A 22,260-nucleotide genomic window follows, 5' to 3' on the forward strand; every position below is an offset into this window, starting at 1 on the left:
AGCCAGGAGTGCTGATATCACCTTTAGTGTCGTATATCACTACTATTCAACCCTAGTACTACGTTGCGTTACGCAAACTTGTTCCCCAATGGCATATTCTATGTGATTTAAATCACAAAAACTTATTTACTTAGCGTGCTAACTATCTTATATTACTTAGCAAGCTAAGTAATTGAGTAGATCTTATGATTCAAGACATCAACAGTTTGCGCGACCTTTCTCTGGCTGAAAAGTTATCTCGTGTTGCCCGTTTGTGGAAAATGGTTGCAGATCGCGAGTTGGAGCCTTTAAACCTGACGTACCCGCGTTGGACTGCGTTATGGAAACTTTATCGAATGGGCGACAACGTTAGTCAGAAGCATTTGGCTGAAGCGCTTGAGATTGAGTTGGCATCGCTGATGCGCACATTAAAGCTATTAGAAGAGCAATCTCTGATCACTCGCTATTGCAGTGAGCATGACAAGCGAGCACGCATTGTTAGCCTTACAGAAGAAGGTAAAACCCTACTCAAGCAAATGGAGACTCGAATTCTTCAAGTACGGAGCAAGCTACTGACAGAAATCAATGACCAAGAGCTTCAAAAGCTTTCATTGATCCTCGATCAGATTGCTCACAATGCACTTGATTCACTTAGCGAATAAGTCAGAAACCCGAATTAAAAGAGAAGTAAACGCCTATGACTCCAGATCAAAAATTCGCACGTTGGATCAAGTATTCTTGCGTCGCGTTTGTCCTTGTCTTTGCCTATTTTCTAGTCGCAGATCTCGCCATGCCACTGACGCCCCAGGCAATGGCAACGCGAGTGGTAACTAAAGTAGCTCCCCGTGTGAGTGGACAGATTACGCATCTTTATGTTGCCAACAACCAAGAAATAAGCCAAGGCGATCTACTATTCCAGATTGATCCACAGCCTTATCAGCTCGCCGTAGAAAAGGCTCAACTTAACCTTGAGCGTGTGATTCAAAATAATGAACAGCTTGATGCCTCTATTGCAGCGGCAAAAGCGGACGTTGAAGCAAGCAAAATTGTCGCCGAGCAAAAAGTTCGCGAAGCCAAACGTCTTGATACATTGTTTCATCGCAATGGCACCTCGCAACAACAGCGTGACGACGCACAAAGTAGTGCAACGGCAGCCAGAGCAAACTTACTGGCCGCGCGCGCTCGTTTAAAAGAGTTGGAAGTAAACCGAGGCGATTTAGGTGCAACGAATGTAAATATCCGCGTGGCACAAAACCAGCTAAAACAAGCGGAACTTAATCTGTCTTACACTCAAGTAATTGCTGAACATGATGGCGTTGTCGCTAACTTGCAGCTGGAAACGGGTGCCTATGCGGCAGCTGGTACGCCTCTTGTGGCTTTAGTCTCGGATGACGTGGATATTATTGCCGACTTTCGTGAAAAGAGTCTGCGACACTTCAATCAGAACAGTCGGGCGTTAGTGGCCTTTGATAGCTTGCCAGGTGACGTATTTGAAGCTCGTATTACGAGTGTGGATGCGGGGGTAAGCTCGGGCCAGTTTGATGCGGATGGCCGTTTAGCGACACCGACAGACTCAAACCGTTGGGTGAGAGACGCGCAGCGTTTACGTTTACATTTAGCTATCGATGAACCTCAACAGCGCGCATTTCCGGCCGGGGCACGTGCGACTGTGCAACTGTTGCCAGAAAACTCGTTATCTGGCTGGTTAGCGAGATGTCAGATCCGATTTTTGAGTCTTCTTCATTACATTTATTAACGGGGAGGCGATATGAAGTTATGGGATCATCCCATGTCGGAAAACGACTTCCGTCAGTGTTTGCGCATTGCAACTGGCGCGACCATTGGCTTCACCTTATGTAAGGTCTTTGGCTGGAATTATGGCGTATTTTTTACCGTAACACCGATGTTGTTACTTGGAATGGTACCAGTCATGAGCCTGCATGCCGCACGACAGCTGATTTTTTCAGCGGTCGTATGCGGATTAGAGGTCGGTATTCTTGGTGGGCTATTTGGTGGACATCCTGGCATGATGACGATCATCGCCTTCGGGTTGTTTTTGTATAAGTTCGCCTGTATGTCAAAAGGGAGCTTATTCCTGTTTGGGGCAAATAGCGTGCTGAGCTTGAGCATCATGCTGCATTTTGCAAGTTATCCAACAACCGACTTAAATGATCTGGTATTCAGCAACCTACAAGCGAATGTTATTTCAGTGATCGTGGCCTACGTCGTGACATTTTTGATCCCTGATGCAGAGCCTCGTCAGCCACCGGCAAAACCATCTCAGCCTAAACAGAGTCACCGCATGCGGCATGAAGCCCTTATGGGGGCGAGTATCGCTACAATGTCTTTCTTGGTATTCCAGCTATTTGACCTCAGTGATTCTATGTCCGCTCAGGCGACAACCTTGCTTTTATTGTTTCCTATGCATTGGAACGGTGCTTTAGGGTATGCGCGCAAAAGAGCAATGGGGACCTTGATGGGGGTAACCTTTGGTATCGTTGGGCAGCTCGTACTATACGATTGGTCGGATACCTTGCTGTTTATCGTCCCATTGCTGTGGATTGGCGCGATGATGTTCAGCTATATGCATGTAAAAGAGTCTAGTGGGTCAGGAGCTGGGTTTGGCGGATTAACTACATTAGGTATTTTATTTGGCCAATACCTTACTCCGGATGGCGATTTAATGTTCAGCGCGCTGTATCGCGTGAGTAGTATTTTGTTTGCTATTGTTGTCACTCTGCTCGTGACCTATGCGGTGCACAGAGTGCTCAACAGCTTTGAGGCGACGCGCTTTAGCCAGCAGTAAGTTCAGACGTTACTGGTTAGAAAGGACTGCTCCAGTAACTCTGTTTTTAGCTCGTGACTCATCGCTATTGGGCTTTCAAACTTAATTCCTATTATCCAGCCTTTCACCAACTTCTTAATGTTGGCAATGACACACCGATTTTCTTCTCCGATATAGTGACTTAGAGAAGAGTCGATAGTGACACTTTCACCAACGTTGAATTCAGGCTCTATAAAGGTTGAGATACCAATACCTGCCAGTGAGAAGTCGATAAGGCTACCGTCGTAAACATTCCCCGCATGAACAATCTTACAATCCATTTGCAGCTTATATCGTTCGTGTTCCCGGACTGGTTTGGTTGCAAATGTTCCTGGAATTCGAATAAATAAAAGGGGCGAAGGACGAACCGCAGTTGTTAGAACACTGGATTTAAATGCAATGACATGGCCTAACTCCGTATCTGATACACCACGCACGATGACATCGGCGTTTGGGAGTTTTCTCATCACTTGCTCTTCAAGCAAACGCATCGGTATATCAAGAATCAAATACGCGTTCTCTTTCATCCCAAGATAGGTGGTGGAATACGTATACTGGTCCTTAGGCCCAAACTCGAAATTAGTCGAAAGTTTCATTCCCGGTTTGAGGAATCTATGCAGTTCATCTTTAGTATGAGTGGCAGGCATTACATTGGCGTTTTAATTATTGGTTAAATCGAGGCTATCAAAACGCCATTTTGTTATTCAAGATAGTAGGACAAAAGTTTTTGTAAAATTATCGCTATCTGTGAAGTGGTGGGCGATAAGTTTGGCTCATTCCATCTTTCATAAAGATTTGGCTTGCCACAATACTGCCGCAGGTTACCAGCATCAGCGCTAACCAAGTAAGTGAATCTGGTTGTTCACCAAAGATTGGAACGGCAAGAAGTGTCGCGACGACTGGAGTTAATGACCCAAAAGCAGCACTGGCTTCGGCGCCAATAATTCGGATTGCATAGATAAAGGTAAAAGAGGCGATTAAGCCTGCGCCGACACCTTGCAACATCGCGTGGCCAAATAATTCTTCCCACGGCCACTGACTGATCGGCGTTATCGCTAGGTAACTATCTACCCATCCGAAGCCAACCGCAATGATGAGCAGTGCCAAAGACGCGATTGCAACGAATCCAGCACAGACATGCGCATTAAGGTTAGCAACACGAGCACTGATGGTGAAAACAGCCCACATAATGCTACCGGTTAGAAACAGGATGTGGCCTTGTAATTGAGACCAGTTGTACTCTGCACCGCTATTAGAAAGAAGAAATACGAAAATCCCTAACAGCACCGTAGAAAGCCCGATTAAGCGGTGAGCACTCAGCGACTGTTGATAGCACAACACCGCGATAGCAGAAACAAATAATGGCAAAGTACCAGGTACTAATGCACTGCCGTGCGCCACGGGAGCGAAGTGCATAGCTGTGCCGACGACCAGCAAGTAGGGCAGGCCACTCCCTACCACAACACCAGTTAGGTAGCGTTTAGGCACGACGCGAAGCGCCTGCTTATGCTTAATCACAAATGGTAATAAAATTAAACTTGGGATTAGAAAGCGAACTAACGCGATATCGGCTGGCTGCAAACTAGAAATTGCGCCCCCTTTTAAAGAAATAAAGAAACCAGACCAAAGCAGTAAGGTCGTTAATATAGCTGCGTATCCCAATATCATTGTCGGCATGTCCATTTGTAAATGATGTGTTAATTGTTGAATAAAACTCGTGCCAAAGGGAGGCAAAGTTTGACGTAATTAAGCTTGATGTTGGTGATAAAGCGCGTATAAATGTTAATTGTTAGTGATTATTGGCATGGAAGGGCAAATGGACAAAATTGACAGGCAACTGATCAACTTGATGCAGAAGGATGCGACCCTGACTACGGCAGAGCTCGCTGACAAAGTAGGATTGTCGGCATCACCTTGTGCAAGACGCATTAAGCGTTTAGAGCAGGAGGGCGTAATTAGCGGTTATCGAGCCATTGTGTCCAGAGACACGGTGGGTATTGCGATGACCGTATTTGTTGAAGTCAGTTTGAACAACCACCAAGCTTCTTCGATTGATGAATTTGAACATGCTGTTGTTGAAATGGACGAAGTGATCTCGTGCCATGTTGTATCAGGGGCTTATGATTATTTGTTAGAAGTGGTCAGCAAAGATCTCGCTGGTTATGAAACATTCACTAGAAAGCTACAACGATTAGAAAACGTAAAAGATATCCATACGCACTTGGCGATTAGACAAGTGAAAGGAAATGGAAGCTTGCCGATTTATGCATAAGAAAGATGAAATTTCTCGATAGACTTAAGATTGCTCACTATCACCGAAAGCGATACCGACAGTTCGGTACAGACAGAGCGCGAACGCTGGGATGGAGGGATAAGTACAGCCAAATCAGTCGATTTGAAGCCTTGTGCCGTGGGTTAACGTTAGACGGTTCAAGTCTTTTAGATATTGGGTGTGGCTACGGAGACTTATTAGCGTTTATTGAGTTCAACAATCTGCGCCCCCAAAGTTATATTGGCATTGATCAGCAAAAACAGTTTATCTCTGAGGCCAGAAAGCGGGACTTTCGTACTCAAAGTGAGTTCGTATGCGGTGACTTTTCAACGTTGGTATTGCCCCGTAGTGATTATGTCTTTGCTTCTGGATCATTGAATTATCAATCCGCGAATCCAAATCATACCATTGAGATGATCGAGAAAATGTACCGGGCCGCAGAGAAAGGGTGCGTGTTTAACTTATTGGATGAAGAAAAGCTGCCGAGCATGAGAATGCTCGCATCGCATAATAAAGTTGGGGTGTTACGCTATTGCCGATGGCTATGTCCAGACGCACAATTGATCGAGGGTTATTCCGATCACGACTTTACGATCGCGATGATCAAAAAAGCGGAATCAGTTTCCTGACTCCGCCTTATAAATTCTTAAGCCTTATTGGTGCTTGTATTGTGAGATTTCACAGTTACCTGTGTATCTATCAACCTTGAATGAGAACGCAGCTGAATGGTATTCCCTCCCATCACTCCAAATTGTTTCTCCGAAGATTTTACAAAGGTCCAAATCGCTGATTGAACCAAACTCTTTTACGTGCCTAACTACTGACAAAAACTTGGCTTTGGTAGCATTAGGACAGTCCCTGTTACTTAATCGATTGATAACCATGGTTGTAGCATCATCTCCAGCCAAATGTGACTTTTTATTAAATTTTATTAATGGGTAAATTAACCAAAAATTGGCCATAAGTAAAGCATTATTGTGACGTATGTCTCTATAAGTTGCCTCTCTTGGTCATGGTTTAGTCAAGTTTGTAAAAGGGAACAGTCCCATTTTTTACATATAATGTTGGGATCACTAAAAGAGGGAATTAAAGCACGAATAACGTCCAATATTGGAGTGAAAACCCGACATCGTCTTTTCAAAACGGGCTCGATTTTTACCTAGAAACATCTTGAGCGTATTGAAGCGATCTCGCTTCTTTATCATAGAGTTGCGCTAGTGCTTGGTACTGTGAAGAAAGGCGTTTGTAATCCTCGGCAAGTTGCAAAGCGTTGGTGTTATACCACTCCGCAGTGATTTGATTGGCTGTTTCGTTTGACTCACGGCACTTTTGGGCAAGTTTCTTCCATCCATTTGCTGACCATTGAGATTGTGTGCTCAATTTAATCAACTCATTAGCTTTAGTCGTGAGTTCTTCTTTATATTGAATGGAGGCTTTTAATTGAGTTTTGAACGCATTTTGGTTCGAGCGGGCGCGCCAAAGTAACACGAGTTCATGTAGGGAAAAGGTTTGGGACAATAACTGGCGCTGCTTATGTTCGGCTAAAAGTGCATTGAATACCTCAACATGCTTATTGTAATTGGACTCTAAACGATTGAATTGGGTAAGATTGTCATTCCACGACGATGGGTTACATTGAATATTGGCGTGCCCCATAATGGGGAACAGAAGAAGCAACAGTATCCAATTGAGTTTGTTGATCATTATTGCTCGCGTTAGTTGACCGACCCTTTTGAGTATATACCCAAATTTCCGCGACATGCGTGTTGCCGGTGAGATAAGAACAAAGAATGAAAAGGAAAAGTACATGAAGAAAATTCTCATCGCATTGATTGTCATACTGTTGCTCGGTGGGGCGGGTGCTGGATACTATTTCTTCTTTATGCAAAAAGATGAACCTGAAGCGCTAAAAGCTGCGCAAGTGGAGCAAGCGCCAGTGGAAGAAGAAATATCCAAACCGATTCTGGATTTAGAAACCGCCCCCCCTGAAGTGACCGAATACTATGTCATTGAGCGTCGAATCAATGTTTACAATAAGCCAAATGTTAATGCTTTGGTTGTCGATACGCTCTATAAGGGAGAAAAAGTATCGGTGTTAGAAAAAGTGGATGGTTGGTATCGAATCTCTGGTTACCTTGTTTATGAAGAGGGCGGTGAAGAAAAAGCTGAGTGGTTGAATGCCGAAGGATTATCTGATGCAGAGCCAGTTATTAAAGAACAAGAGCGTTTAGAAATACTGGATGGATATTTGCAGAAGTCGGATGATTTAAAAGTCCACTTGGACATCTTCCGCAAGAAAACCCAGCAATTGTTAGACGATGAAACCTGTGATCCGAGTGATTTTGAAGAGCTCGGTGGCTGGGTTCGTTCGGTTACTTATGACAAGCGCAATGTGTACTTCATTTATTGTGGTGGTTTGGAGCAAGAGAACAAAATCTATTTAGATGTCGATAAAGGCGATATCTTTTACCGTTAACAGAGCGCCTTTAGTTTAAAGCCTCTAGAGATTTATAACTTTTTAGTTGTGAACCATAATTAATAGGAATACTATCATCGAGTCGAGTGAAAAAACTCGACTCGTTTTGTTTTTAGTGAGTTCTTATGTCTCAGATTTGCTTGAAAAAATTGCTTTTTATGCTGCTTGCGATGGTATTGCTACCAGCGCATGTTTTTGCTGCGCAAATCGATCAGAAAGCTCATTTACCTTACTTTTCTAAGCTGCAACCATTTGTTGCGAGTATTGCTTTTGCAAATACCTCAATCGATTTTTCTGAAGTCTCAGAAGAAACGACGCAGTCTCCGATTTCTGAAAGTCATGCAAGACTCGATACGCTAGCTCTATTTAACACTCAACGTTGGGTTTCTCACTTACGTGAAGGCCTCGATGATGAGCATGTTGACGTTGTTGGTGACCTAAACACGCCTTTCTATGTTGACGCAGGTTATGCCTACAGCCTGATGGATATCAATTGGCGTCAAAACCAGTACACTTTTTATCATTTCACAAGCGATCATCGCATTTCTGGTTGGAAAGAGACCAACGCAATGTACGTCGCACTCAATAGTCAGTTTTCTGCCTAAACACCATCTATTTGCCCATTGTGCACTCTTAACACGACGATTGTATTCAACAGGGCGTAACCGTCCTGAGCATTTCATACCCTGAATTTATTCTGGGGGCATCTGTCGTGTGTTAAGCCTTGTTATTAAAAGCTTCACTTCGTAGTGAAGGGATGATGTTTACATGAAAAAAACACCAAAGCAGCAAAAGAACAGAAAGCTGATGAATCACTATTCAGCTTGGAAATATGTCGTATTAATCACGACGGTCATTATCTTAACGTTAAGCGCGATTCCGACTTGGTTCGGTGAGCAACCATCGATCCAGCTAACGTTTTCAAACCAAAACAGCAGTGAAATGTCGGTTGTTCAGTTGAATCAACTACTGAAAACCAATCATATCTCAGCAGACAAAATCATCGAAAAAGATGGCAAAACGACCATTGTATTCGATGATGAAAATGCGCAAAGCAAAGCTCGTGCGTTACTAAACAATGAGCTAAATAAAGAAGACAGCATTACCTTCTCATATGTGTCTGTTGCTCCAGAGTGGCTGAATGAGATGGGTTTTAGCCCAATCAAACTCGGTCTTGACCTTCGCGGTGGGGTACAGTTCCTCTTGAATGTCGACGTAAATAAAGCATTTGAGGAGCAACGTAATGCTTTGATCGATGAGATCAAAGCAAGCCTGCGAGATCAGCGCGTGCGTGGTGTACAAATTCGCGCAGAAAGTGGTAACCGCATTGCGGTAAACAGTGAGACTGATACCGCCCTAGCTGAAGTAAACAAATTCTTGCGTCAAAACTATCCAGGTTGGGTGGTGAAAAGCTCGTCTCGCGGTTTTGTTCTTGAGCCAAGTGAGCAGAATATTCAAGAGTTCCAATCAACGACATTGCAACAAAACTTGAAGATTATGCGTGGTCGTATTGAAGAGCTAGGCATTACGGAAGCATTAGTTCAGCGTCAGGGTAAAGACAGCATTCGTATTGAGCTACCAGGTGTACAAGACCCAGCACAAGCGAAAAACGTTATTGGTGCCACTGCGAGTTTGGCATTCTATGAAGTGAAAGATGCAGGCCAAGCGCGAAGCGGCCAAGATCTTGTGCTGAAAGATAACGATGGCCGAACTGTTGTTCTGGAGAAACGACCAGTCCTAACGGGTGAGCACATTGTTAACGCTCGTGCAGGCGTCGACAATATGGGTATGTCAGAAGTTAACATCTCGCTTGACCACGCGGGCGGTAAAAAGATGAGTGATTTCTCTGCAACGCATATTGGCAAGCCAATGGCGACGGTTTACCGCGAATACAAGACAAACGATCGTGGCGTAACGGAGCGCAGCGAGCGCGTTATCAGCGTTGCGACTATTCAATCTCAACTTGGTAGCCAATTCCGTATTACCGGCGCTGGCAGCATGGACGAAGCGCAGCAGTTAGCGCTATTACTTCGTGCGGGGTCGCTAACAGCCCCGGTTACTATCGTAGAAGAGCGCACTATTGGTGCTTCTTTGGGAGCTGAAAACATTGAAAATGGCTTTGCGGCACTTGCTTTGGGTATGGGTTTAACACTGACCTTTATGGCCCTTTGGTACCGCCGCTTAGGTTGGGTGGCGAACGTGGCGCTTTGTGCCAACATGCTTTGTTTGCTTGGCTTAATTGCCTTGTTACCAGGTGCGGTGCTAACGCTTCCAGGTATTGCAGGGTTGGTGTTAACCGTTGGTATGGCAGTGGACACCAACGTTATTATCTTCGAACGTATTAAGGACAAAATGCGTGAAGGCCGCAGTTTCGCTCAAGCGATTGATCTGGGCTTTGATAGCGCGTTCTCGACCATCCTTGATGCCAACATTACTACCATGATCACCGCCGTGATTTTATACGCCATCGGTAACGGTCCAATCCAAGGCTTTGCTTTAACACTCGGATTAGGTTTGTTAACCAGTATGTTTACAGGCGTATTTGCCTCTCGAGCAATGATCAATTTAATTTGGGGCCGAGATGCCCGTCGTGATGTGAGGGTTTAATCATGGTCGAAATGCTAAAACAAAATATTCGTAAAATTCGCCACTTCACTACGCTAGTTTCTATCGTTTTGACGGTGATCGCGCTTGGTGCTCTGGGCTTTAAAGGGTTGAATCTTGGCTTGGATTTCACTGGTGGTATGGTGACAGAAGTGAAAGTCGATAAGTCGTTAACCAACCACGATCTGCTTGATGCACTGCAACCAAAACTTGGTGAATCAACCTCTGTCACCCGCACAGGTGAAGATGGTCGTTGGCTTATTCGCTACTCCGCCCCAGAAGAAGGACAAACTCTGCCGAGTGTGGAAGAGGTATTAAAGCCAGTTTCACATCAAGTTGATGTCGTCAGCAACAGTATTGTTGGTGCTCAAGTTGGTCAGGATTTGTTTGATCAAGGCGGTTTAGCACTATTGATTTGTGTGCTGAGCATCCTTGGTTACTTGTGTTTCCGTTTTGAATGGCGCTTAGCGAGTGGCTCTGTATTTGCTCTGGCTCATGACGTAATTGTCGTCCTCGGCTTCTTTGCCGTTACCCAAATGGAATTCAACTTAACGGTTTTTGCTGCCGTATTGGCAATTTTAGGCTACTCATTGAATGATTCGATCATCATTTCAGATCGAATTCGTGAGCTACTGATCGCGAAACAAAGTTGGAAAATGGAAGACATCAATGACCAGGCTGTCATCGCGACGTTCTCTAGAACGATGGTGACATCAGGCACAACACTGATTACTGTTGGTGCACTATGGATTATGGGGGGAGCACCGCTAGCGGGTTTCTCAACCGCGATGTTTATTGGTGTGCTATCAGGTACATGGTCTTCCATTTCCATTGGTACCGTATTACCTGAACTGTTCAAACTAGAACCGAAGCACTACTTACCTGTCGAGATTGATACCGCGCCGTAAGGCGAGGTGCTGAAGGTTAAAAGTGCTTGCGCCACTCAGTTTGAGTGGCGTTTTACTTTGTGCTATTTCACACGCATCAGGCGGTGTTTGACGTGACCTAAATCGAACTCAATGATTTGAGAGCGCTTCATCGATTCAACCAGGCGCAGCATGGATGTGTGATAACCTTTCTTTTTCATCCATTGCAATGGCTCGGAAAAGCTGTCTTCGTTTATAACGTAAGATTCGCCTTTGTGTTCTCCAGCATAAACGTTTACGACCCAAACCCGGGCCTGAAAATCTAATACTTCACTTATGTTTCGCGTAATTTTTCTTAGGATATTTTTCATCATTTCCAGCGTTGCTTTAGCTCAGTAATAGCCAAACACCAACCCCCATCATTAAAGTGCCCGCGATACGGTTCATCAGGCGCACATTCTTTGATTGACCCAACACGCGTTTCAGTCCTTTACCACCCGTGGCATACAGAGACATACAAATGAACTCAAAAAGAAGGATGATGGAGACAAGCACGATCAGCTGTGGAGCAAGAGCCGCATTTTGATCGATAAAAGGCGGCAGCAGAGAAATCATAAATGCCCAGCCTTTTGGGTTTGCGATAGCGGTAACGAAGCCTTGCATGATGAGCGCGACATTGCCACTTTTGGGTTTTTCTAAATTATCGACATTTATTGCTAACTTACCTCGAGATCGCCACATTTCTACACCAAGATAGAGTAAGTAGCCGCCACCAATAAACTTTAGTGCGATAAACATCCAAGGATAGTTGAGCATGATCGCGGCGATCCCTAGTACTGCCGAGACTGAAACCAGCGCGACACCGACGAGTTCACCAATCATCATCCATAATGTGCGGCGATAACCGATACTCATTCCTAGCGTTAAGGCGAGCGTCATGCACATTCCTGGTGTAATTGAGACAAAAAAGAAGGTAGGGATGAACATACTGAGCAATGCAAGATTCATGTTTGTTGATAACTAAGTGATTTGATAGAAGCCACAAAGATAGTGCAAATTAATAAAGGATACTATCCCCAAATATCCCCAAATAACCTCAAGGTGCTAGGTTCAGCGAGAATGACTTGGCTCACAGGCACGGCAACGATTTGAAGATCTAGTGGTTCTAAATCAAAAATCGTTAACAAAGGCTGTGGGATAAGGAAACTCGCCCTGCGGAGCATGTCACTGACACGATTTCTGCATCTTGACGTCATTTGGGTATAACATCAATTTACTGGGTTAAAGAATCTAGATGATTGCTTTAGGAGATGGCACTATCGAATATTGCACCGTACCGGTACTTCAATAGATAAAAAGTGATTCGATACGTTAAATGCTAATTAATTGATGTTATTTGGATATTTAAAATAAAACTGAAATTATTTTTTAATTGCTGCGTCATAATAGTGCGAACTGCACCAAAATGAGACGTTTTCTTCTATTTTTTACATTCTAAATATACCAGTTTTCATAAGTAAAACTATAAATATAAAATTAAGGTTATACTATCAGTAATACCATTTAAGTTAGTAATTAAATGATATTACTGACAATTGCTTATATTGATATTTGAATTATTATTCTAATCGTATTTATAGAGAACAACTCTGAGCATGAGAGTAGTATCTGAAATCATGAGATGATGTAACGTCCACTGTTCGGTATGTAAATTATTGATAAATAATGATTAAATTTATGTTCTGATAAGCTTGTGTTTAACTTTATTTTATTTAAAACAATGACTTATAAATAGTTAACCATTTTATAACATTTCATGTTTAATGAGATCTAAATCAATCTTATGCAAATGGATTAGTTTTTTATTTGAAATGTAATATTTCTGGTTTAACTTAAAATAAAAGGCATCACAGGATTGATAGCCAAAAGAATAAATAAACACGTCAGTTGGTGATTTATTTCATCAGTGTATTTAGTTTGCTTTTTTAAATGCCGTTAAGAATGGAGTCTTCGATGAAGAAAGTCGCTTTGATCACCGGATCAAAAGGCGGAATTGGTTCTGCTATTTCCTCTCAATTAGTGAATGATGGTTACCGTGTAATCGCTACGTATTTCACAGGCAACTATGAATGTGCGTTGGAGTGGTTCAACAGTAAAGGGTTTACCAAAGATCAGGTTCGCCTTTTTGAGTTGGACGTAACAAACACTGCAGAGTGTGCAGCAAAGTTAGCGCAATTGCTTGAGGAAGAAGGGACCATTGATGTCGTTATCAACAACGCAGGTATCACACGTGATGGCGTGTTTAAAAAGATGACTGCGCAAGCTTGGAATGACGTCATTAATACCAACCTCAATAGTCTATTCAACGTTACGCAACCTCTATTCGCTGCGATGTGCGAAAAAGGCGGTGGTCGTGTCATTAACATCTCTTCAGTCAATGGCCTAAAAGGGCAGTTTGGTCAAGCAAACTACTCGGCGGCGAAAGCTGGGATGATAGGTTTCTCTAAAGCCTTGGCGTATGAAGGTGCTCGCTCGGGTGTGACAGTAAATGTTATTGCGCCAGGTTACACTGGTACACCAATGGTTGAGCAAATGAAGCCAGAAGTATTGGAATCCATCACGAATCAAATCCCAATGAAACGCCTTGCTACACCAGAAGAAATTGCAGCATCAGTGAGCTTCTTGGTCAGCGATGCAGGGGCCTATATCACCGGTGAGACTTTGTCGGTGAATGGCGGCCTATACATGCACTAAGGAGAGAAGATGATGGAAAAAGTGTTTATCGTAGCGGCGAAGCGCACTCCAATTGGCGCCTTTGGTGGCAGTCTTAAAAATACCTCTGCTGGCAATTTGGCAGCAGTAGCGATTAAGGGCGCATTGGAAGCGGCGAAGTTGAATGGCGACAAGATTGACGAAGTCATTGTTGGCAACGTTGTCGGCGCAGGTCAAGGCATGGGAGTCGGTCGTCAGGCGGCATTGTTCGCTGGGATTCCGGACGCGGTTCCTGCGTATGGCGTAAACATGGTGTGCGGCAGTGGCATGAAAACCGTCATGGATGCGGTTTCACATATCCGTAGTGGCGATACAGAGATTGTTGTTGCAGCAGGTGTTGAGGTCATGTCTCAGATTCCGTTTGCCGCGCCAAGTAGTATTCGTGATGGCAACAAAATGGGCAACCTAGAGCTGAAAGACCTGCTCGTAGCAGACGGTTTAACCGACGTTTATAACCAATATCACATGGGTGTGACGGCAGAAAACGTTGCAAAAGAAATCGGCCTAACCCGTCAACAGCAAGACGAGTATGCGCTGTCTAGCCAACAGAAAGCGGTGGCGGCAATCGAAGCGGGCAAATTCAAAGACGAAATTGTGCCTGTAGAAGTAAAGCAACGCCGTGAAACGGTGCTATTCGATACCGACGAATACCCAAAGGCTAATGCGACTATGGAAGCGTTAAGCAAGCTGCGCCCTGCTTTTGACCGTGAAGGCACTGTGACTGCGGGGAATGCATCAGGTATTAACGATGGTGCGAGTGCAATTATCGTCGCGTCTGAGAGCGCAGTTAAAGCACATGGACTCACGCCTATTGCTGAGATCGTAAGCTATGCGCAATCGGGGCTTGATCCGAAAATTATGGGTCTAGGTCCAGTGGAGTCAGTCAATAAAGCATTAGCAAAAGCGGAATTAACGGTAAACGACATTGACGTTTACGAGTTAAACGAAGCATTTGCTGCGCAAGCACTTGGCGTGATTCATCAGTTGGCGGAAACCAACCAAGTTCCCGTTAACGCGATTCAAGATAAAGCGAACTTTAATGGTGGTGCTATCGCGCTAGGTCACCCACTTGGTGCATCGGGCAACCGAATCTTAGTGACGCTTGTTCACGAGCTTCATAAGCAAAATGGTCAATATGGTGTCGCATCACTTTGTGTGGGCGGCGGCATGGGGACGGCTGTGGTTATAAAAGCAGTTAAGTAATTATTTAAACGGACATTTTTAATTCTTTCTCTAGGAGATAAACCATGTACACAGATTTCTTCAAAACCTTTAGCGATCAAACTGAAAAAAATCTAGAACCTTACTTGAAGTTCAACAAGCTAGTGACAAAAAACGTAGAAGTGTTGACTGAGCTTCAACTGAACGCAATTCGTACTTACAGCGAAGTGGGTCTGAACCAAATGAAAGCGGCATCAGAAATCAAAGACGTAACGTCATTGACTGCTTTCAACAGCCAGCAACTAAGCGTTCTTACTAAGCTTTCTCAACAAATGATGGACGACAGCAACAAGCTTCAAGCTATTGCAAAAGAGTTCAAAGAAGACGTTGAGAAAATGACTTCGGAAAATCTAAAGACTGTTACTCCAGCGTAATTTGTCCGATTCTCGCCGCCTTAGGGTCTCTAGACCCTAATTTGGGCGGCGTTGTTTTTTCCGAATATAGGAGTAAGACTATGTTTCAGCACTTCTTTTCGGACTATCTTGTACAGCTTCAACAAACCAATCAACAGTGGTGGCATGATTTCGAAGTGAACAAGGCAGTCGTGAACTCTCCTTTAAATAAGGCCATGCAAGAAGTGAACTTGGAAGACACTGCCAAACTCTTCGAACAAGCTGTAAATCAACCTGCTGCGATCTTAAAACTGCAAGCAGAATGGTGGGAACAGCAGCTACAAATTTGGCAGAATGTCGCGTTGGCGGGTAATCAAAAACAGGTCATCGAAGCAGAAAAAGGGGACAAGCGTTTTTCTAATGAAGCGTGGCAAAATGAGGTGATGTATAGCTTCATTAAGCAATCCTACCTGTTATTCAGTAAGACTTATTTAGATACAATTGAGTCACTCGAAGGTTTGGATGAAAAATCTAAAGAGCGAATACTTTTCTTTTCTCGTCAAGCCATCAATGCACTTTCCCCTTCGAATTTCATCGCGACGAATCCAGAACTCTTGAAACTGACACTTGAGCAAAACGGTCAAAACCTTCTGGCTGGCTTAGAGCAGTTAAAAGAAGACGTTGAGTCCAGTGCGGACATTTTGAAAATTCGTATGACGAACAACAATGCGTTCCGCGTGGGTGATGACGTTGCGACCACTCCGGGCGATGTGGTTTTTCAAAACGAATTGTTTGAGTTGATTCAATATCGACCTCTAACAGAGAAAGTGAATGCGACGCCACTGCTCATCGTTCCGCCTTTCATTAATAAATACTACATCCTTGACTTAACAGCGAAGAGCTCAATGGTTCGATGGTTGCTAGAGCAGGGACATAGCGTATTTATGATGTCTTGGCGCAACCCAGGCAAGGCACAAGCGCATGTAGAGTTTGGTGACTATGTGACAGAAGGCGTCGTCAAAGCCGTCGCCGCAATTGAAGATATAACGGGCCAAGAGCAAATCAACGCGGCTGGTTACTGTATCGGTGGTACGGTTCTGGCGAGCACGGTTGCGTACTATGCGGCAAAACGTATGAAGAAGCGTATTAAATCTGCGACTTTCTTCACCACATTGCTCGACTTTTCTCAGCCAGGCGAAGTTGGCGCGTACATCAATGACACCATTGTGAGTGCAATTGAGGCGCAAAACAACGCAAAAGGGTATATGGACGGTCGTTCATTAAGCGTCACATTCAGCTTACTGCGCGAAAATAGCTTGTACTGGAACTACTATGTAGACAACTACTTAAAGGGTAACAGCCCAGTCGATTTTGACTTGTTGTACTGGAACAGTGACAGCACCAACGTGAGTGCTGCCTCCCATAACTTCTTGCTTCGTGAGCTCTATTTAGAGAACAAGCTGGTGCAAGACAAAGGCGTCAAAATTGGTGGGGTATGGATTGACCTAAATAAGATCAAAATTCCTAGCTATTTTGTATCAACGAAAGAAGACCATATTGCGTTATGGCAGGGAACTTATCGTGGTGCCCTGAACACTGGTGGCAACAAAACGTTTGTTCTCGGTGAGTCGGGTCATATTGCGGGTATTGTGAACCCTCCAGCGAAAAATAAGTATGGTTATTGGTTGAACGATACTTTGGATGATTCGGCTGACGAGTGGTTGAATAATGCCGAGCACAAAGAGGGGTCGTGGTGGACACATTGGAATGAATGGCTACTTCAATTCAATCCTAAAGAGCAAGTCGAACCATTCCCTATTGGCTCGGAAGACCACCCAGCAATCGATGAAGCTCCAGGGCAATACGTCAAGCAGGTTCTGCCAGTAAAAGAATCTTAAACAACTCCCTATAGCAGTAAATTTTAGCGACCTTTATGGTCGCTTTTTTTGGTCGTTACTGACTACCTTATTATACCGATTGAGTATATGTATCGGTTGAGGACATTTTGGGCCGAAAGTGACGGTGAATAAAAAAGCGCCGAGTAGATACTCAGCGCTTAGTGTCAACAAATAGGCAAGTTGACGGGTAGAGGTGCGTTACGTTACACCTCTTTATCCTTACCAAATGACAGCAGCCAGAGAGAGATTGCTGCTACTGCCACAAAGCCGGAAAGAATAATCACAGGCATGGCGCTATAGCCAAGGATATGCCAAATTACAGATTCTAAAGTACTCATGGGAAGTCTCCTTAGTGCCAGCCTTCAACGCCGCTCATGTCCGGTAGTTTGTGCGCGATGCCTTTGTGACAATCAACGCAGGTTTTCTCTCCAGAAGCTAGCGCAGTAGAGTGCTGTTCCGCTGCTCGTGAGCCTTGTTGAGAGTAATCCATATAATCAAACTCGTGACAGTTACGACACTCAAGAGAGTCATTCTTTTTCATTCGTGCCCACTCTCGCTCAGCAAGGTGTCCTCGACGCTCTTGGAACTTCTCTGGTGTATCGATAGTACGCAGAACATAGTGAGCGAATAGCTCTTTGGATGCTTGTACTTTACGAACGATCTTATCTGTCCATTCATGAGGAACGTGACAGTCTGAGCAGATGGCACGAACACCAGAACGGTTAGAGTAGTGAATTGTTTCTTGAATTTCAGCAACGATTGGTGCGTGACAGCCAGAACAGAACTCTTCTGTGTTGGTTGCCTCCATACCTGTGTTGAATGCGCCCCAAAACAAAAGACCGCCAGCAAAACCTAAGAACAAAACCACACCAGCGGCAGCTTTACTTGGGTTCTTCAGTCTTTTCCAAAACGCTTTAAGTATTTTCATAAATAACCTCTTCGTACTCGCGTTTCAATTACTGAAGCGAATCAACTGCCTCGAACTTGTTTTCAACTAGTGGCTTAGCATTAGTTTGCGGCACGTGGCATTGCAAACAGAAGTAACGACGAGGAGACATATCCGCCAATACAGCATCTTCTCGGTTTACATAGTGCGTTACGCTAATTTTAGTCGCGCCTGACTCTTTTGCATTTTTCCAGCTGTGGCACGCAAGACACTTATTAGCATTTAACGACACTTCGTAGTGACGGATGCTGTGTGGGATCAACGGTGGTTGATAAACAAAGCTATCTTCAACAATCTGATCTTTAGGGAAGTCTTTGAACTCATCTGCTGGGCGTGTGTCTTCCAATTGAGACATCCCACGTAGAGACTCTAGACCGCCAATACCACCTGGATTATCTAACTCAGCTTGCGCAATGCCTGTCACTAAAGCACCTACAGATAAAAGTGCGACAAGTAATTTTTTCATCATTTCATCTCCGCCTTTATGGCTTAAATTCTTTATTAGGCCGCCATAGTGACGGCCGTAGCATTCGGTATCTGAAGGTTAAGCAATCTTAGTGATTTTGACTGGACACTTCTTAAAGTCTGTCTGTTTAGACAGTGGGTCAGTCGCATCTAGGATGAGCTTGTTAATCAAAATACGTGCATCAAAGAACGGTACGAATACCAAACCTTTTGGCGGACGGTTACGACCGCGAGTTTCAACACGAACGCGTACTTCGCCGCGTTTGTTTGCCATGAGTACTTCTTCACCACGACGAACGTTACGCGCTTTTGCGTCTTCAGGGTGCATGTAACACACTGCGTCTGGTACTGCTTTGTATAGCTCAGGTACACGACGAGTCATGGTGCCTGTGTGCCAATGTTCAAGAACACGACCAGTACATAGCCACATATCAAACTCATCGTTTGGCACTTCTGGTGGCGCTTCATATGGTGCAGAGATAATCTTCGCTTTGCCGTCAGCATTGCCGTAGAAGTCCCAACCAGAACCTTCTTTTGCGTATGGATCAGAACCTTCTTTAAAGCGCCATTGTGTTTCCTTACCATCAACAACTGGCCAACGTAGACCACGCACTTCATGGTAACGGTCGTATGGTGCTAAATCATGCCCGTGACCACGGCCAAACGTTGCATATTCCTCAAACAGACCTTTTTGAACATAGAAACCGAAGTGGTGGGCATCGTCATTCAGTTCGCGAGCTTCTTCGATAGGGAACTTGTCGACATTACCATTGCGGTATAGTACGTCGTACATGGTTTTACCACGGTACTGAGGCGCTTTCGCTAGTAGCTCTTCAGGCCACACCTCTTCCATTTTGAAGCGTTTCGAGAACTCCATTAGCTGCCATAGGTCAGATTTTGCCTGACCGACCGTGCCCACTTGTTGGTACCAAGCTTGAGTACGACGCTCTGCGTTACCGTAAGCACCTTCTTTCTCAATCCACATTGCTGTTGGAAGAATAAGGTCTGCTGCTTGCGCTGTCGCTGTTGGGTATGGGTCAGACACAACGATGAAGTTTTCAGGGTTGCGGTAACCTGGAAGACGTTCTGTGTTGATGTTTGGACCCGCTTGCATGTTGTTATTACATTGAACCCAGTAACAGTTCAGAACACCATCGTTCAACATGCGGTCTTGCAATACGGCGTGGAAGCCAGGTTTTGGTGGAATCGTCCCTTCTGGCAGTTTCCAGATGTCTTCCGCAATCTTACGGTGTTTCGGGTTAGCTACTACCATGTCTGCAGGTAGACGGTGAGCGAAAGTACCAACCTCACGAGCGGTACCACACGCAGATGGTTGACCCGTTAGTGAGAATGGGCTGTTACCCGGAGTCGAGATCTTACCGGTTAGTAGGTGGATGTTGTAAACCAAGTTATTCATCCACACGCCACGAGTATGTTGGTTCATACCCATCGTCCATAGAGACATCACTTTCGTATTTGGATTGGCGTATTGCTTCGCAAGCTCGATAAGCTTCTCTTTTTCAACACCAGAGATTTCAGAGGCTTTCTCAGCTGTGTAAGGTGCAACAGACTTTTTGTACTCTTCGAAAGAGATAGACGTTAGTTTGCCTGAGTTAGGATTCTTCGCTGCTTTTTGTAGCGGATCATCGTAACGTAGGCCGTAACCGATGTCGGTATCTGCTTGAGTGAAGTTAGTGTGCTTGTTCACGAAGTCCCAGTTTACCGCATCGTTTTCGATGATGTAGTTCGCGATGAAGTTAGCAATCGCTAGGTCAGACTGTGGATTAAAAATGTAGCCGTGATCTGCCAACTCAAATGAACGGTGGTAGTAAGTAGAAAGCACGTTCACTTTAACGTGAGGGTGACTTAGGCGACGGTCAGTAATACGAGTCCATAGAACAGGGTGCATCTCTGCCATGTTCGAGCCCCATAGAACGAATGCGTCTGCGTTCTCAAAGTCATCGTAACAACCCATCGGCTCATCGATACCGAATGCGCGCATAAAGCCAACTACAGCAGAAGCCATACAGTGACGAGCGTTTGGATCAATGTTGTTTGAACGGAAGCCCGCTTTCATTAGCTTTGACGCAGCGTAGCCTTCCATTACTGTCCATTGGCCTGAGCCAAACATACCTACGCTTGTTGGACCTTTTTTCTCGAGGGAAGCTTTCCATTTCTCAGCCATGATGTCGAAAGCGTCATCCCAAGAGATAGGTGTAAATTCACCGTCTTTGTGGAATTTGCCATCTTTCATTCTCAGCATCGGCTGAGTCAGACGGTCTTGACCGTACATGATCTTAGAAAGGAAGTAGCCTTTGATACAGTTTAGGCCTTTGTTTACTGGTGCTTCTGGGTCACCCTGTGTTGCTACCACTTTGCCATTTTGAGTACCAACAAGAACAGAACAGCCTGTACCACAGAAACGACAAGGTGCTTTGTCCCATGTGATTTTGGTTTGATCAGAGCTTGCAATCAGGTTGGCTGCAGATGCTGGTAGTGTCACACCTGCGACAGCAGCAGCTGATGCAGCCGCGTTTGCTTTCACAAACGCACGTCTTGTCATTTTCATACTTCACCCTCGATTTGGGAATGTTGTGTTCCAGTGTCTTCTTCATCCGTTTCTTCAAGCCCAGTTTCGATTTGGTGATAAACCAATACCGTGCTCAAGACATTCGGTAAATTGTTAATGGCATCGATAGTGTCTGTGATAAAACCTTGGTTCTCGGTTTCAAGCACGACGATAATCTTGCCTTCTGGACTATCACCATAGATTTCCGCATTTTCATGTGCTTCGATCTGTTGTTTGATTTCGTCCAGATGTTCTGGCAGTACGTGTACTACCAAACTTGAAATATGCACTTCATTTAGTGACATATAGCTCTCTCATTTATTGCCTTTGGCCGACGACATACGGCTTAGGCTGTTATATTGCTCACATTGATGGATGAAGTCGGGCACACTGAAACACAGGCGCCGCAGCCGTTACACTCATCAAGGTCTAAATTGGGTTGTGCTACTTTCCCCAGCTCTAATTTGAACTGAATTGCCATCGGGTCGCACATATCCCCACAGCTTCGGCATTCGACATTTTGTTTTGCTAAGCAGCTATCGTTGATGCTTGCTTTCGCTTGCCAAGGTTGCTCTGTTTTTGGCAAGAAAAGGGGCTCAGGACAGGCGTCTGCACACTGATAACAAAATGTGCATTCATCAATAGAAAAATCGACCGAAGGGAATCCGCCATCACTTTTAGTTATAATCTTTGTTTCGCAGGCCTCAATGCATTTACCGCAGCGAGTGCAATCGTCCGTAAACTGTTCTGGCTTGGTTAACCAAGGCAAACGTACGGCGTTGTCGGGGGGCGCTTTTCTTGCAAAGAGTCTTCTTCTGGAAAGGTCTACCACTTAGTCACCTCGAAACTTGGAACCCAAACTAAGCATAGTCCACAATTTTCATTAATAAACTGTCATTTAAACTAACGAAATTGTAGTTTTTGACATATTTGTATAAATACCTCTTAGGAGGTAAATGGGATGCAATATTGTTTTGGATCAATAAATTCCGTCGCAGGTGATCACATATTGATAAAGTTGAAAGGTAATGGGTTC

24 protein-coding genes are annotated in these 22,260 nt (G+C 44.5%); 13 read left to right on the top strand and 11 right to left on the bottom strand.

Translation table 11 applies throughout. The features are described 5' to 3' along the window. Nucleotides 1-185 precede the first annotated feature (185 nt). Genes L3V32_RS18810 through L3V32_RS18820 form a run of 3 tightly spaced genes read left to right on the top strand, consistent with a single transcriptional unit; the run spans nucleotide 186 to nucleotide 2,785 of the window. Nucleotides 186-641: a MarR family transcriptional regulator gene (locus tag L3V32_RS18810; RefSeq protein ID WP_237284903.1), complete on the top strand. Its 456-nt coding sequence runs from the start codon at nucleotides 186-188 to the stop codon at nucleotides 639-641. Nucleotides 642-676: 35 nt separating this feature from the next. Next, nucleotides 677-1,735 (top strand): HlyD family secretion protein, encoded by a 1,059-nt coding sequence (locus L3V32_RS18815; protein WP_053807920.1) that lies wholly within the window; start codon nucleotides 677-679, stop codon nucleotides 1,733-1,735. A 12-nt stretch (nucleotides 1,736-1,747) separates the two neighbouring features. Continuing rightward, the gene (locus L3V32_RS18820; protein WP_237284904.1) at nucleotides 1,748-2,785 is read left to right on the top strand and encodes a DUF2955 domain-containing protein; all 1,038 of its coding nucleotides are present in this window, start codon (nucleotides 1,748-1,750) and stop codon (nucleotides 2,783-2,785) included. 2 nt (nucleotides 2,786-2,787) lie between these two features. Here L3V32_RS18820 and L3V32_RS18825 read toward each other — a convergent pair whose 3' ends face one another. Then, complete coding sequence (locus L3V32_RS18825) at nucleotides 2,788-3,450, bottom strand: flagellar brake protein (RefSeq protein ID WP_237284905.1); 663 nt, start codon at nucleotides 3,448-3,450, stop codon at nucleotides 2,788-2,790. 94 nt (nucleotides 3,451-3,544) lie between these two features. Beyond that, nucleotides 3,545-4,471, bottom strand: a complete 927-nt coding sequence (locus L3V32_RS18830; protein WP_005397718.1) for a DMT family transporter — start codon at nucleotides 4,469-4,471, stop codon at nucleotides 3,545-3,547. Nucleotides 4,472-4,619: 148 nt separating this feature from the next. Here L3V32_RS18830 and L3V32_RS18835 point away from each other — a divergent pair, with 148 nt between their 5' ends. After that, on the top strand, nucleotides 4,620-5,075 hold the full coding sequence (locus L3V32_RS18835) for an Lrp/AsnC family transcriptional regulator (RefSeq protein ID WP_031780652.1): 456 nt from the start codon (nucleotides 4,620-4,622) through the stop codon (nucleotides 5,073-5,075). A gap of 5 nt (nucleotides 5,076-5,080) precedes the next feature. Then, entirely contained in the window at nucleotides 5,081-5,704 is a 624-nt protein-coding gene (locus tag L3V32_RS18840) for a class I SAM-dependent methyltransferase (protein ID WP_005397716.1), read from the top strand. Nucleotides 5,705-6,230: 526 nt separating this feature from the next. Here L3V32_RS18840 and L3V32_RS18845 read toward each other — a convergent pair. Further along, nucleotides 6,231-6,779, bottom strand: a complete 549-nt coding sequence (locus L3V32_RS18845) for an ATPase (protein WP_203343517.1) — start codon at nucleotides 6,777-6,779, stop codon at nucleotides 6,231-6,233. Nucleotides 6,780-6,882: 103 nt separating this feature from the next. Here L3V32_RS18845 and L3V32_RS18850 point away from each other — a divergent pair, with 103 nt between their 5' ends. The 4 genes from L3V32_RS18850 (at nucleotide 6,883) to secF (ending at nucleotide 11,063) form a co-directional block, all read left to right on the top strand. Further along, the gene (locus tag L3V32_RS18850) at nucleotides 6,883-7,551 is read left to right on the top strand and encodes an SH3 domain-containing protein (protein ID WP_237284906.1); all 669 of its coding nucleotides are present in this window, start codon (nucleotides 6,883-6,885) and stop codon (nucleotides 7,549-7,551) included. A gap of 125 nt (nucleotides 7,552-7,676) precedes the next feature. Further along, nucleotides 7,677-8,156, top strand: a complete 480-nt coding sequence (locus tag L3V32_RS18855) for a hypothetical protein (RefSeq protein ID WP_104973502.1) — start codon at nucleotides 7,677-7,679, stop codon at nucleotides 8,154-8,156. A gap of 163 nt (nucleotides 8,157-8,319) precedes the next feature. Further along, nucleotides 8,320-10,158, top strand: a complete 1,839-nt coding sequence (gene secD / locus L3V32_RS18860; protein WP_167427333.1) for a protein translocase subunit SecD — start codon at nucleotides 8,320-8,322, stop codon at nucleotides 10,156-10,158. A gap of 2 nt (nucleotides 10,159-10,160) precedes the next feature. Continuing rightward, complete coding sequence (secF, locus tag L3V32_RS18865) at nucleotides 10,161-11,063, top strand: protein translocase subunit SecF (RefSeq protein ID WP_005397711.1); 903 nt, start codon at nucleotides 10,161-10,163, stop codon at nucleotides 11,061-11,063. 62 nt (nucleotides 11,064-11,125) lie between these two features. Here the strand turns inward: secF and L3V32_RS18870 are convergent, their stop codons facing one another. Next, nucleotides 11,126-11,392: a hypothetical protein gene (locus L3V32_RS18870; protein WP_237284958.1), complete on the bottom strand. Its 267-nt coding sequence runs from the start codon at nucleotides 11,390-11,392 to the stop codon at nucleotides 11,126-11,128. 16 nt (nucleotides 11,393-11,408) lie between these two features. Then, the gene (locus tag L3V32_RS18875; protein WP_046875887.1) at nucleotides 11,409-12,029 is read right to left on the bottom strand and encodes a LysE family translocator; all 621 of its coding nucleotides are present in this window, start codon (nucleotides 12,027-12,029) and stop codon (nucleotides 11,409-11,411) included. 1,005 nt (nucleotides 12,030-13,034) lie between these two features. On the opposite strand from L3V32_RS18875, the gene L3V32_RS18880 reads away from it, so the two are divergent. The 4 genes from L3V32_RS18880 (at nucleotide 13,035) to phaC (ending at nucleotide 17,244) form a co-directional block, all read left to right on the top strand. Beyond that, complete coding sequence (locus tag L3V32_RS18880) at nucleotides 13,035-13,775, top strand: SDR family oxidoreductase (RefSeq protein ID WP_005398281.1); 741 nt, start codon at nucleotides 13,035-13,037, stop codon at nucleotides 13,773-13,775. A gap of 12 nt (nucleotides 13,776-13,787) precedes the next feature. Then, nucleotides 13,788-14,996 carry an acetyl-CoA C-acetyltransferase gene (locus L3V32_RS18885; RefSeq protein WP_237284959.1) on the top strand — a complete coding sequence of 403 codons (1,209 nt, stop codon included), beginning with the start codon at nucleotides 13,788-13,790 and terminating at the stop codon, nucleotides 14,994-14,996. Nucleotides 14,997-15,040: 44 nt separating this feature from the next. Beyond that, nucleotides 15,041-15,388, top strand: coding sequence for a phasin family protein (locus L3V32_RS18890; RefSeq protein ID WP_005398278.1), 348 nt, complete (start codon nucleotides 15,041-15,043; stop codon nucleotides 15,386-15,388). An 80-nt stretch (nucleotides 15,389-15,468) separates the two neighbouring features. Continuing rightward, entirely contained in the window at nucleotides 15,469-17,244 is a 1,776-nt protein-coding gene (gene phaC, locus L3V32_RS18895; protein ID WP_237284907.1) for a class I poly(R)-hydroxyalkanoic acid synthase, read from the top strand. A gap of 203 nt (nucleotides 17,245-17,447) precedes the next feature. On the opposite strand, the gene L3V32_RS18900 is transcribed toward phaC, so the two are convergent. The 6 genes from L3V32_RS18900 to napF form a co-directional block, all read right to left on the bottom strand. Further along, nucleotides 17,448-17,582 (bottom strand): TIGR02808 family protein, encoded by a 135-nt coding sequence (locus tag L3V32_RS18900; protein WP_005373546.1) that lies wholly within the window; start codon nucleotides 17,580-17,582, stop codon nucleotides 17,448-17,450. Nucleotides 17,583-17,593: 11 nt separating this feature from the next. Next, complete coding sequence (locus L3V32_RS18905; RefSeq protein ID WP_005398274.1) at nucleotides 17,594-18,172, bottom strand: NapC/NirT family cytochrome c; 579 nt, start codon at nucleotides 18,170-18,172, stop codon at nucleotides 17,594-17,596. Between the two features lie 28 nt (nucleotides 18,173-18,200). After that, a complete protein-coding gene (locus tag L3V32_RS18910) occupies nucleotides 18,201-18,656 on the bottom strand; it encodes a nitrate reductase cytochrome c-type subunit (protein ID WP_031780699.1) in 456 nt (151 codons plus the stop codon). Between the two features lie 78 nt (nucleotides 18,657-18,734). Next, nucleotides 18,735-21,224: a periplasmic nitrate reductase subunit alpha gene (gene napA / locus L3V32_RS18915; RefSeq protein WP_237284908.1), complete on the bottom strand. Its 2,490-nt coding sequence runs from the start codon at nucleotides 21,222-21,224 to the stop codon at nucleotides 18,735-18,737. Continuing rightward, nucleotides 21,221-21,529 (bottom strand): chaperone NapD, encoded by a 309-nt coding sequence (locus L3V32_RS18920; RefSeq protein WP_005398456.1) that lies wholly within the window; start codon nucleotides 21,527-21,529, stop codon nucleotides 21,221-21,223. Before L3V32_RS18920 ends, napA begins: the two co-directional genes overlap by 4 nt. Before the next feature lie 41 nt (nucleotides 21,530-21,570). After that, nucleotides 21,571-22,056: a ferredoxin-type protein NapF gene (napF, locus tag L3V32_RS18925; RefSeq protein WP_237284909.1), complete on the bottom strand. Its 486-nt coding sequence runs from the start codon at nucleotides 22,054-22,056 to the stop codon at nucleotides 21,571-21,573. Nucleotides 22,057-22,260: the final 204 nt, after the last annotated feature.

Origin of the sequence: Vibrio sp. J2-4, assembly GCF_021728155.1 — a bacterium.
Classification (GTDB): Bacteria; Pseudomonadota; Gammaproteobacteria; order Enterobacterales; family Vibrionaceae; genus Vibrio; species Vibrio diabolicus.